Here is an 11,896-nt window from a genome sequence, read left to right on the forward strand (position 1 = left end):
GACCGTACCTATCTCGTCCAAGAGGAAGCCGTTCTGTGAACACTGTTCTACAAGCCCGCCCCCGCAACTTCGTTTCTACCCCCACCCTAGAACGCACGACCCTCAGAGCCCTACGGTACCTGCAATCGGGGTACTCTATCCACCTCAAAGGGCCTGCTGGTACCGGCAAGACCACTCTGGCTCTGCACCTGGCCGACCTGCTGGCTCGCCCCATCATGCTGCTGTTTGGGGATGATGAGTTCAAGACCTCAGACCTGATCGGCAACCAGTCGGGCTACACCCGTAAAAAAGTAGTTGATAACTACATCCACAGCGTGGTGAAGGTAGAAGACGAGCTGCGCCACAACTGGACTGACTCGCGTCTCACCCTGGCTTGCCGCGAAGGCTTCACTATGGTGTACGACGAGTTTAACCGATCGCGCCCCGAGGTTAACAACGTGCTGCTGTCGGCGCTCGAAGAAAAACTGCTGGTGCTGCCCCCCAGCAACAACCGGGCTGAGTACATTCGCGTTAGCCCTCACTTCCGCGCCATTCTCACCTCCAACCCCGAAGAATATTGCGGTGTTCACGGCACCCAAGACGCCCTGCAAGACCGCCTAATCACCATCAATATGCCTGAGCCAGATGAGCTTGCCCAGCAGCAAATTTTGGTACAAAAGGTCGGTATCGATGGCTCTGCCGCGCTGCAAATTGTGCAGCTCGTCAAGACCTTCCAGGCGTCGGCCGCTCCAGACATGGTCTCTAGTCTGCGTCCCAGCCTGATGATTGCCACCATCTGCCACGACCACGGCATTCTGCCTTTGGCCGAAAATGCAGACTTCCGAGACGTGTGCAGCGATATTTTGCTGGCCCGCTCCAAAGAATCCGTGCCCGATGCTACCCGCCATCTATGGAACCTGTTTAACCGCTTTGTTGTTTCTCAAGCGGAACTGGTCAATGACCTCACTCTCAAGCCTGAGGCTCAGCCCCAGGCCCGCCTTCATGGCGAAGAGGAAGATGTCGCCGACACCTTGGCCTTAGACGATCCTCAGACCCCAGTTCTAAAGGATGTTCTGGCTAGCGAAGCTTCTGTAGCAGAAATTCAGGAACTTGAAGATCAGGCGCTAAGCCTTGAGGAGATAGGGTTGGTGGTAGAGACTGGCGATGCTGCGGCAGCATCGCCAGTCTCTACTTTAGAGACCGAGACCGAGCCCGAAACCGACGAGGCTGAAGCGTTGGTTATGGTCTCAGTGACAGAGCCTGACAGTGTTTTGGCCTCGTCGGCAATAGCAGCCCCCGCTAGTGTAGGCCTTGTAGAAACTCAAGCCAGCTCTTGGGACGACATCGAAACCCGCATTTTTGATTATCTAGATGCAACGGGCACCGTGTCTCTCGTTAATATCGAGACAGCCTTGGGGTTAAATCGCTTTCAGGTTGTCAGCGCCATCAAGTCGATGCTTGATCAGGGCCTCATAGAAAAGCAGGAAACTGACGGCCAGCTCCAGGGCTATCAGCTGAGTTCTAACTGAAGGTAATACCGCTGTGACCACCTCCACGACCCGCCCCCAACCCGGTCGAAGCATGGCTACCGCTACCCAGGGGTCTTCCCTGGTTGATGTCATTGAGCGGGTGCTCGACAAAGGCATTGTGATTGCTGGCGATATTTCGGTCTCCGTCGGGTCTACTGAGCTGCTGAGCATTCGCATTCGCCTGATTATTTCCTCAGTTGATAAAGCCCGCGAAATTGGCATCAACTGGTGGGAGAGCGATCCTTATCTGAGCAGCCGCACCAACGAACTACTAGAGGCCAATCAACAACTTCAGGCTCGTTTGGAGGCTATGGAAGCTGAGCTGAAGACGCTGCGACCCGCTGACCCGACTACCTAGACCATAACCTTGGGCGTTTAATTCCCAAACCAAAACCCCAGGTCTTCAAGGCACTTGGGGTTTTAAAATCTGTCTTTAATTGTTAAGACTACTATGCTGACCCTCCGTACCCTGCGGCAAATTGCCAGTAGCCGCACAATCCCTAGCTTTCGTTCAGTATCGAGCCGTCGCCAAAGCTCAGGCGATCGCCTGGTGGATGCTGGCCGTATGGGCTATTACCAGAGCTGCGCCCAAGCACAAGAAGCCCGCCGTCAGTGGCTGCGGCAGCAGTGGCAAAACCGACCCTAGCTACAGCTATGGCTTGTACTCAGAAACCAGAATGGCAATCTTACAGATGCACTAGACTGAGGCCATGACTTCCGAAAATGTCGAGCCCGATCTATTGCCTAGCCTGGCGCTACAGCCCCCCGCCAAAGCTGATGCGGGCCTAGCGCCCCTGCTGCTCACCGTGATTGAGCTGGTGCGTCAGCTTATGGAGGCCCAGGTCATCCGCCGGATGGAATCGGGTGACCTCAGCGATGAGGAGCTTGAACGGGCCGCCGATAGCCTACGGAAGCTCGAACAACAGGTTGTTGACATGTGCGAAATATTTGACGTTGACCCGGCCGATCTCAATATTGACCTGGGGGAAATTGGCACCCTGCTACCGAAGGAAGGCAGCTACTACCCTGGCGCAAAAAACCAGAACCCTACCATTCTAGAGCTGCTCGATCGCCTACTCGATACGGGGGTAGTGGTCGAAGGCGATGTTGATCTGGGTATGGCTCAGCTCAACTTAATTCACGCCAAGTTGCGGCTGGTGCTGACCTCGAAACCAATTTGAGATAGGTACCATTTACCTGCTCCTAACCCTGCCACTGCCACAGCTTGATGGTTTTGTCGGCGCTGGCGCTGGCTATGATGTTGCCGCTGGTCTGTACAGCTACCTGGTGTACTGGATTGACGTGGGCCGATAGGGTGTCTTTCAGCGTGCCACTTTGGCTGCTCCAAAGGCGCAGGGTGCCATCGCTGCTGCCGCTGACTAGCCGCCTGCCGTCAGGGAAAAAAGCTACCGTATTGACCTCCTGGGTGTGCCCTTGGAGCGTGTGTAGCAGCGTACTAGTAGCCAAATCCCACAGGCGCACGGTGCGGTCTTTGCTGGCGCTGGCCGCTAAACGACCATCCGGGCTAACGGCTACCTGATTAACGGTGTTGGTGTGACCGGTAAACACCTTTAGCACCGCTGACGTTTGGGCATTCCACAGGCGCACAGTGTTGTCAAGGCCGCCGCTGACCAACCGCTGATCGGCATCGAGCCAGGCTACGGTTTTGAGCATACCGGCTGAGCCCGGCAGGGTTTTGATCAGGGTGCCCTGGTTTAGATTCCACAGCTTGAGGGTGCCGTCTTCGCTGGCGCTGGCTAGCAAGCTGCTGTCGCTGCCTAGGGCGATCGCGGTGACATCCCGCAGATGCCCCTTGAGCGTGTGCCGCAGGGTGCCATCGCCCAGGCTCCAGACCTTGATCGTGGCATCGTCGCCACAGCTCACTAGCACCTGACCGCGCCTGTCGATAGCGACATCGTTAACCCCACGGGCGTGCCCCTTGAGCGAGTGCAGCAAATCTCCCGACTGCCAATTCCAAACGCGTAGGGTGTCGTCGAGGCTGCCGCTGACCAGCACCGGCTGCTGGGGGTTAAAGGCCGCAGCCATCACCCACGACTGGTGGCCCATGAGGGTTTGTACCAACTGCCAGCCATGGCCTGCGATCGCAGGCCCAGATCTAGGCGACCCAGATCTAGGCGACCCAGATCTAGGCGACCCAGAGCTGATGGGTTTGGTACTTGGCGCACTCGGGGTAGCCGGACCCAGGGGGCTGGAGGAAGGATTACCCACCGCAGGCCTCGACGCAGGCTCTGATGCCGGTTTTGATAACGGTTTTGATACTGGCTCTGCCGCCTCATTGATGTTGGGTATCGATGTGATTGGTAGGGCTAAGCCAGCGGTTTGGCCTGGCCCACTGAGGGGCGGTCGATCTAAACCCGTAAACAAGCTTTGGCTTGACTGGCTTGAAACCCAGCCCGGTACCGCGCCCTCCAGTTTGGGCAGTCGTTGCAGGTCATCCAGCACGTCTTGGGCCGTTTGGTAGCGCTCGCTAACCAGATCTTTGGTCATGCAGTTGAGCACTGCGGCCAAACCAGGGTGAATGGTACGCCCCTGTTTTTGTAAATGCTCTTGCCACAGCCAGCAGCCTGCCTGGGGACTGTAGAGGTCTTCAGGCTTGCAGCCGGTCAGCAGGTGAAGGCAGGTGGCTCCCAGGCTGTAGAGGTCGCTAGAGGGGTAAGCCTGGCCACTACGTAGCTGTTCTATGGGGGCATAGCCTTCAGTGCCAATGCGGGTGCCTTGCTCGTAGCGAATGGCTTCGCTAAACTGCTTAGCCACGCCAAAGTCAATCAGCACAGGCTTTTGGTCAACCTTACGGCGAATGATGTTGGAAGGGGTAATATCGCGGTGAATAACGCCGTGCTGGTGAATAAAATGCAGCACTGGCAGCAGATCTTCTAGCAGCTGGCGGAGGTGGCCTTCGCTGTAGGCCGCCTGGGCCGCAATTTCCTGGTGCAGGGTGCGGCCCTGCACCATCTGCTGCACCAAGTAAAGATATTTGTTCTGCTCAAAGTAGGCCAGCAGGGTGGGAATTTGAGGGTGCTCCCCCAGCTCGTGGAGCCGTACAGCCTCTTGCTCAAACAGCTGCACGGCTTTTAAGAATGACTTGGTGCCCTGGGTTTGGGGGGCAAATTGCTTGATCACGCAGCGGCTGTTGAGGCGATCGGCGTCGAGGGCAAAGTAGGTGCGCCCAAACCCGCCCCGACCAATCAGCTTCAGCGGTCGATAACGGCCCCTCAGCCGATGTTCTAGGGGGTTGCCGCAGGTGGGACAAACCGCGGCCAGGGTCGCGTGATTAGGCTGGGTACAGTGGGGATTGAGACAGCAGATCATCACAACGGTAAACCCAGGGACGCAGAGGCATAGTTTTTGCTTATGCTTACTTCCATTTAACCTGTAATCGGTCGGAGAGGGTGGATTTTGCTACTTCATTGCTTCTGGGTACGAGCGAATGAACGCAGGATCATACTGGGATGTGGCCGTGGTTCAAGGCCTAAACAGAGACAACAGCAAGCCTTAATGGCGATCGCAGCCTAAATTTTCCTTCCTCCTTTGCTTTTTAAGCGTTTAGCTCCTGTCTTTGTTGCGAGACCAAAGCTATATTTCGTAACAATTGGGGCGATCGCAACAACGCGCCCAAACCCTTGCGGTATCGTGAAGAACAGTCGTTATTGAGCAATTCGCTGCCGCCCCTATGACCCTGGCTCAGCCTTCCCACCACAAAGCCAAAGCCCTGCGCCCAGGAGCTACCCGCCCCGCCAAAGAACTCTGTAGCGAGTGCGGCTTTTGCGACACCTACTACATTCACTACGTCAAAGAGGCCTGCGCCTTTCTCAATCAGCAGTTTCCGACCCTGGAGCAGCAGAGCCACGGGCGCAGCCGCGATCTAGAGGCCGAAAATGAGGTCTACTTTGGCGTTCACCAAGATATGATGGCCGCCCGCAAGCAGCAGCCCATCGAGGGCGCGCAGTGGACGGGCATTGTCAGCACGATCGCGATCGAAATGCTGACCCAGGGCCTGGTCGAAGGGGTGGTGTGTGTGCAAAATACCGAGAGCGATCGCTTTCAGCCCCAGCCCATCCTCGCCACCACCCCCGAAGAAATTCTCGCCGCCCGAGTCAACAAACCTACTCTGTCGCCCAACCTCTCAGTGCTAGAGCAGGTGGAACAGTCGGGCATGAAGCGACTGCTGGTAATCGGGGTGGGCTGCCAAATTCAGGCGCTGCGGGCGATCGAAAAGCAGCTCGGCCTAGAGCAGCTCTACGTGCTCGGCACCCCCTGCGTTGATAACGTCAGCCGGGCGGGCCTACAAAAGTTTCTCGAAACCACCAGCCGATCGCCCAATACGGTGGTGCACTACGAATTTATGCAAGACTTTCGGGTGCACTTCAAGCACGAAGACGGCTCCACCGAGACAGTGCCCTTCTTTGGCCTCAAAACTAACCAGCTCAAAGACGTGTTTGCCCCCTCCTGCATGAGCTGCTTTGACTACGTGAATGGGCTGGCCGACCTGGTGGTGGGCTATATGGGGGCTCCCTTCGGCTGGCAGTGGATTGTGGTGCGCAACGATCGCGGCCAAACCATGCTCGATACGGTGATGGACCAGCTCAATACCCAGCCGGTGATGTCTGAGGGCGATCGCAAAGCCGCCGTGCAGCAGAGTATTCCCGCCTACGACAAGGCCGTGACCCTGCCTATGTGGGCCGCCAAGCTAATGGGCGTGGTGATTGAGCGCATCGGCCCCAAGGGGCTAGAGTACGCCCGCTTTTCTATCGACTCCCACTTCACCCGCAACTACCTGTACGTCAAGCGCAACTACCCGCAAAAGCTAGCCGCCCACGTACCGGAGTTTGCCAAAAAGATTGTGGGTCAGTATAAACTGCCCGATTAGCAGCAGTTGAGACCCCAGGGTTCTTTTGTTGGGAAGCAAGTAGCCCTGGCTACCCAATAAAAGAACCCTGGGGTCTTTGGCGGCAGAGGCTACACTACGCTGTAGCCCCCAGCCAGCCAGGTCTGTAGCTCGGCAGGGGCCTGAGCCTGGGCCAGCATCGCCTTAAGCTGTGCTCCATCCAGCACCTCAGTTTCTAGCAGGGCCTGAGTGGCCGACTCTAGCAGCCCCCGATTTAGCCGCAGAATTTCGATCGCCATAGAGCGGGCGTTGTTGAGCAGCAGCTTCACCTGGCGATCGATCTCGGTGGCGACTTCGGGGCTGGTGGTGCGGCGATCGCTGCCTCCATCCAAAAACTGAGCATTAGCTTTAGCAAAGGCCACTGGCCCCAGGCTGACGCTCATGCCGTACTCGGTCACCGCCTTCTCGGCCAGATCGGTAGCTTTTTGAATATCATCGCTGGCCCCGGTCGAAACCTTCCCAAAGACAATTTCTTCAGCGGCGCGCCCCCCTAATAGGGTGGCTAGCTGGCCCCGCAGCTCGTCTTCAAGCATCAGGTATCGGTCATTCTCTGGCATTTGCAGGGTGTAGCCCAGCGCCCCCAGCCCGCGCGGCACAATCGAAATTTTGGTCACCCGGTTGCCGCCGGGCATTAGCGCCCCTACCAGGGCGTGGCCCACTTCGTGGTAGGCCACTGTCTGACGTTCTGCCGCCGTGAGCACCCGAGATCGCTTCTCTAACCCCGCAATCACCCGTTCAATGGCTTCGTTAAAGTCGGCCATTAGCACCGCCTGACGGTTGTTGCGGGCCGCCATCAGCGCGGCTTCGTTCACCAGGTTGGCCAGGTCTGCCCCAGCAAAGCCAGCGGTTTGGGCCGCAATGTCGGCCAGGTTGACGTCTTCGCCCAGAGCCACGCCGCGACCGTGCACCTGCAAAATCTCCAGCCTGCCGCTCTTGTCGGGGCGATCGACCAAGACCTGGCGATCGAAGCGTCCGGGGCGGCGCAGGGCCGGGTCTAGCGTCTCAGGGCGGTTGGTAGCAGCAATCACAATCACCCCGTCGTTACCGCTGAAACCGTCCATTTCGGTCAGCAGCTGGTTCAGGGTTTGCTCGCGCTCGTCGTTGCCGCCAGTGGGGTTGCCGCCCCTAGTCTTACCAACAGCATCTAGCTCATCGATAAAGACAATGCAGGGGGCCTGGCGCTTGGCTTTATTAAACAGGTCGCGCACCCGCGAGGCACCCACGCCCACAAACATTTCCACAAATTCTGAACCGGCCATACTCAAGAAGGGCACCCCGGCTTCGCCTGCGATCGCCTTCGCCAGCAGAGTCTTGCCCGTTCCCGGCGGCCCCACCAGCAGCACCCCCTTAGGAATTTTGGCTCCCAGCTGGCGGTACTTATCGCCATTGGCCAAGAAGTCGACCACCTCTTGCAGCTCCTGCTTGGCCTCGTCTACCCCAGCCACATCGGCAAAGATAACGCCAGTTTTGCTCTTGCCGTAGCTACGCGCCTTGCTTTTACCCATGCTGGCAGCCGTGCCGACCCCACCCGCGCGGCTAAATTTTGCCGCCAGGGCCAGCGCCCCAACCAGCATTCCCGAGGAGATAATCAAGCCAGCGATACCTGCCGCAGGCAGAGGCTCAGGGGCAAGGGTGACCTGCACGCCCTGGCGCTTGAGCTGATTCACCACCTCATCGGTCGAGCCCACTGGTCGCGTCGTGTAGCGTTGACGGCCAAGTTTGGGGCCAAACTCGGGCTTGAGGATGTAGTCAATGCGTTCGGCTTTGCCGTCTCGACGAGAATCGCGCCCAATCGTTACCCGCTGCACCTGAGCATTGTTGACCTGCTCCACAAAGGTGCTGTAGGCCGATTGCACTGGGGTTTCCGTTTTCATGGGGCAAGTCCTGTAGGGTTAAAGGCAGCTCAAAGGGGCGAAGCGCTGGGAAAAGCTCCCCGCTAACCGCTCGCTTCCTTGATTTTGCGGCAGTCACACCCACCTACCCAGAGGGGGAAACGCCCTAAGTTAGCCGTGGTTACCGAAGGGTCAAGAGCTCGCTATACGGTGGTTACGACCTTTCTAGGTAGATTGCCGTAACCTTTCCAAACACGTTGCATAATGCTCGGTCCTCAGACAGGCGCTATATAATGAGGGCCAAACATTCCCCCAGCTCCTATGGCCAAATTTGATGCGGTTCAGCTTACCGAGGTTTCCGTGAATTTGCCCTGGGGCATCGGTGGGGCCAAATGGAAGCCCGATACCACTGAGCGAGCCGCCGCCTGGGAGCTTTACATCGAGTTGGTCACCCGCGTTGCCGTGCAGCCCCTCGATGCCAATGCCGGTTTGGTACGAGAAGCGCTCAACTCGCTCTACAGTCTGTTTGGCTCTACCCGCGAAATTTTACGCACCGCTGGCCCCAGGGTTGGAGCCTCTAAAGAATCGGTGGGGGGCATTGCGATCGCGGTGCTCAACAACGGCCTGCGCCCCTTCATGTCTAAGTGGCACCCCATTTTGCAAGAGTGGGAAGCCCAAAAACCCCAGGGCGTCAGCGCCGTTGCCCACGAAAAGGGCTGGGAGCTAGAGCCCACCCTGCGCCAAGAACTTAGTGATCTAAGAACTGGTCTAGAAGCCTACGCCCGCGCTCTGGCCGATATTGCTGGTGTAGACCACTAGCGATCTCAGTATTTAGCGCGTATCAGCATCAAAAAGTTACTCAAATTCGATTAAGTATCGAGAAAATACTCAGTACATAATATGAAGTTCTCAATAAGATAGAAGCCTGAGGTGCACACTCCTAGGTCTATTCTTCCTCCTTCAGCCCTTTAGGAGTAAGGTCAACACTATAGCCAGCGATCGCGGGGGCAAATCAAACGACATCGCAACCCTGATCGCTTCGTTACAATAGCTGGGTATTTTAGTAAGTAAACGCTGGTCGCTTCCGTAGAAGCGCTCACTACGTTTACTGGCCTTTACATCGGCCAATGGAGCACCCCCGTTTTTCCTCTGGTAGCCGCCCTAACCGGGCGCTTGGTTAACTGTTTTAGGTCTACAAGTTTGCTGTTGCTGTAAGGCTAATGCCTCCTAACTGGGCCTTACCCCACGCGAGTTATCGGTTTTGTTGTTTGGCACGTTGGTCTTAGAAACATGAGTCGTCATCTACTACGACAAGCTTTGCGGCTTCCTCAAGCAGCAGTTAAGCGTTTGGTTACCGGGCTGCTACAACTTGTGCTTTTAGCCAATCGACCGGCCCGTATGGCCCGGTCGGGTTTTGTGCTGCCGACTACGGTGTTACTGGTGCTAATGGTGGTGCTCACCGCTACCGCGCTCACCTATCGCTCCTTTACCCGTAGTGATATGGCGATCTCGCAGCGCGAGCAGCAGGTGATTGCCAACGCGGCTACTCCCGCCCTCGACCGAGCCAGGGCCAAAATTGAGTTTTTGTTTAACCGAGACAATCGACTCTCCAGTGGTCTGCCCACGGGCGACTTCTTAGCCAGCATGATGTTGACCCAGCCCTACCCAGGTACAGTGGTTGCTCTGCCCGGCGACCCATTTACCCTGCCCGGCGAAACCCGCCTAGACATCAACGGCGACGACACCCTCGACAATGCCTGGTCGTTTGTCAGCGACAACAATGGTGAAATCATCACCTACTCAATTTTGGTCGAAGATGAGGCTCAAGCTGATCCCGATATAAATGTTCGATCTGCTGACCTTGAAGCCAAGGCCAATGGGCTGGTAACCCGCACTGGCCCCCTGGCCACCACCGAAGCTACTACTGGCTGCGCTAATGCCAGGGCTGAGAAAGGCTGGCAAATCGTCAGCGATGGCACCAGTACTGCCCTTCAAAAGAATTTTCAGGTCAACGTGTTTGTGCCTAACGCCAACAACGCCAACCGCACCGTTGAGTCGTTTGAGTTTCAGCAGTCGCGCATTGCCAACCGGGGCAACAAGTGGGCCGCTTGGTTCCGCTACGACATGGAAATTTTCCCTGGGGCACCATTTAATATCAACGGGGCCATGCACACCGACAGCAGCCTCTTCTTCAGAAATAACAACGGCCAAGTAACGTCTTACATGATCAGCTCCCACAATTCCTGCGTCTACAGCGTAGAGGCGTCAGAAATTACCGTGGGGTTTCCTTCAGCAGATGGCACCTTCCAGGGGCAAGTTGTTAGAGGTGCAATTTTCAATAACGCCTATGGTGGCGGTAACGCTACCATCCATACCTTTAATGACGACGATCCTCCCAACGTTAGAACGCTCACCACTGGCAACGACTCTGTAGACGGAGGTAACCCCGCCGACATTGCGGTAAACCCTCTGGTGCTCTACGCCCAAGATCGTTTGCAGCACAACGACCCCAGCACCTGGACCAGCGTTCCTGACTACCTAACTAGTGACATTTTCACCGAAGGTCGCATTATCAGCAGAGTGGTAGACAGGCCCTTTGTTGATGACTTCTCTAGGGCCGATAACCGCTGGGGGCCAAAACCTCGCTACAGCGACAACAACCCAGCTCTAGATGTAACGAACCCTGCCAACGGCGTTAGCTTGGGCGACAATATCGTAGATATCGATCAGGTGACCGACCCAATTACAGGTTTAGACGGCTATTGGGAACGGCAGGCCGTTAATTACGGGCTACGTCTGGTGGTTGGCCAACGCCTTGAGCTGGGCAACCCTAATGGATGGAACTTTACCCCCCCTGGGGTTGCTAGTACGCAAGATCGCCTTTACCCGCCCAATGCAGCACGATCAGTAGGTACAGGTGCTGCGGCAGTTCTCGAAAACGAATATCGTCAGAAGACTGCTCTGCGCGACAACCTGGCCGCCGTACAATCGATGGTTGTTTATCACTACAACCACCCCAATGGGGGTGAATACCCCGCCGCATGTATGGCGATGACTGCCCATCCGGGTACGCTGCAAACTATTCGCAACAGCCGCGACTTCACAAATTTTCCTGGCACCAACCTGCCCTACCCCAACTTTCTGACCGGCACCGGCACCAATGGCTGGGAGTTTGACTTCTATTCAGAAAGCGACTTTGGTACGGACGTCTATGACAACACATCTGCTCTAGGGATTGCCCTAAGAAATTTGGCCCACTTTGCCGGCGACCCTAACGGCGGTGCGCCCTCGTTCAACCCGGTGCAAGACGGCGTTGTTCACCCCTTCCCCTATATGGCTATGTGGGGAGACTTTTCACCCCTACGTAGAATTTTTGATGACTATATCGATGCCACCACGGGAGCAGTCCCCTACGCCGATTTGAGCTCGGCAGATCGGGCGACTCTGCACTCTGCGGCCTGTACCTTAGGCATGCTGGGTAATAACCTACGGTTTGCTTCAAATCAATCCGCCATAATTGGTGCTAGTTCCAACTTATTTTGTGTCGGCTTTCCTGGGCAACGGCCTTCTGCCATTTAACGAAGAGGCAATCAGCAGGTTGCGCACCCAGTTGTCGTGATAGCGGAAACCGTTGAGTTGTTCAAAGGGGC

At 56.6% G+C, this 11,896-nt stretch carries 9 protein-coding genes; 7 read left to right on the forward strand and 2 right to left on the reverse strand.

What is annotated here, in order from left to right:
* The first annotated feature begins 35 nt into the window (after positions 1-35).
* From gvpN to IQ273_RS23335, 4 genes are all read left to right on the forward strand, one after another.
* Complete coding sequence (gene gvpN / locus IQ273_RS23320) at positions 36-1,508, forward strand: gas vesicle protein GvpN (RefSeq protein ID WP_194025550.1); 1,473 nt, start codon at positions 36-38, stop codon at positions 1,506-1,508.
* Between the two features lie 13 nt (positions 1,509-1,521).
* The gene (locus IQ273_RS23325) at positions 1,522-1,866 is read left to right on the forward strand and encodes a gas vesicle protein (RefSeq protein ID WP_313898212.1); all 345 of its coding nucleotides are present in this window, start codon (positions 1,522-1,524) and stop codon (positions 1,864-1,866) included.
* 93 nt (positions 1,867-1,959) lie between these two features.
* Positions 1,960-2,154 (forward strand): hypothetical protein, encoded by a 195-nt coding sequence (locus IQ273_RS23330; RefSeq protein WP_194025551.1) that lies wholly within the window; start codon positions 1,960-1,962, stop codon positions 2,152-2,154.
* 64 nt (positions 2,155-2,218) lie between these two features.
* Positions 2,219-2,689, forward strand: a complete 471-nt coding sequence (locus tag IQ273_RS23335) for a gas vesicle protein K (RefSeq protein WP_228053668.1) — start codon at positions 2,219-2,221, stop codon at positions 2,687-2,689.
* 22 nt (positions 2,690-2,711) lie between these two features.
* On the opposite strand, the gene IQ273_RS23340 is transcribed toward IQ273_RS23335, so the two are convergent.
* Positions 2,712-4,838 carry a serine/threonine-protein kinase gene (locus tag IQ273_RS23340; RefSeq protein ID WP_194025558.1) on the reverse strand — a complete coding sequence of 709 codons (2,127 nt, stop codon included), beginning with the start codon at positions 4,836-4,838 and terminating at the stop codon, positions 2,712-2,714.
* 361 nt (positions 4,839-5,199) lie between these two features.
* Here IQ273_RS23340 and IQ273_RS23345 point away from each other — a divergent pair, with 361 nt between their 5' ends.
* Positions 5,200-6,396, forward strand: coding sequence for a Coenzyme F420 hydrogenase/dehydrogenase, beta subunit C-terminal domain (locus IQ273_RS23345; protein WP_194025552.1), 1,197 nt, complete (start codon positions 5,200-5,202; stop codon positions 6,394-6,396).
* A gap of 89 nt (positions 6,397-6,485) precedes the next feature.
* On the opposite strand, the gene ftsH is transcribed toward IQ273_RS23345, so the two are convergent.
* Complete coding sequence (gene ftsH, locus IQ273_RS23350; RefSeq protein WP_194025553.1) at positions 6,486-8,288, reverse strand: ATP-dependent zinc metalloprotease FtsH; 1,803 nt, start codon at positions 8,286-8,288, stop codon at positions 6,486-6,488.
* Between the two features lie 279 nt (positions 8,289-8,567).
* On the opposite strand from ftsH, the gene IQ273_RS23355 reads away from it, so the two are divergent.
* A complete protein-coding gene (locus IQ273_RS23355; protein ID WP_194025554.1) occupies positions 8,568-9,065 on the forward strand; it encodes a hypothetical protein in 498 nt (165 codons plus the stop codon).
* A gap of 498 nt (positions 9,066-9,563) precedes the next feature.
* Complete coding sequence (locus tag IQ273_RS23360) at positions 9,564-11,825, forward strand: hypothetical protein (protein ID WP_228053670.1); 2,262 nt, start codon at positions 9,564-9,566, stop codon at positions 11,823-11,825.
* Positions 11,826-11,896 lie beyond the last annotated feature (71 nt).

The sequence above is a fragment of the Nodosilinea sp. LEGE 07298 genome (assembly GCF_015207265.1).
Taxonomy (GTDB): domain Bacteria; phylum Cyanobacteriota; class Cyanobacteriia; order Phormidesmidales; family Phormidesmidaceae; genus Nodosilinea.

Bases quoted from the DNA above. Each gene is read 5' to 3' on its own strand.
- IQ273_RS23330 (WP_194025551.1), top strand. From the start codon at position 1,960: ATGCTGACCCTCCGTACCCTGCGGCAAATTGCCAGTAGCCGCACAATC.
- IQ273_RS23335 (WP_228053668.1), top strand. From the start codon at position 2,219: ATGACTTCCGAAAATGTCGAGCCCGATCTATTGCCTAGCCTGGCGCTA.
- IQ273_RS23340 (WP_194025558.1), bottom strand. From the start codon at position 4,838: ATGATCTGCTGTCTCAATCCCCACTGTACCCAGCCTAATCACGCGACC.
- IQ273_RS23345 (WP_194025552.1), top strand. From the start codon at position 5,200: ATGACCCTGGCTCAGCCTTCCCACCACAAAGCCAAAGCCCTGCGCCCA.
- ftsH (WP_194025553.1), bottom strand. From the start codon at position 8,288: ATGAAAACGGAAACCCCAGTGCAATCGGCCTACAGCACCTTTGTGGAG.
- IQ273_RS23355 (WP_194025554.1), top strand. From the start codon at position 8,568: ATGGCCAAATTTGATGCGGTTCAGCTTACCGAGGTTTCCGTGAATTTG.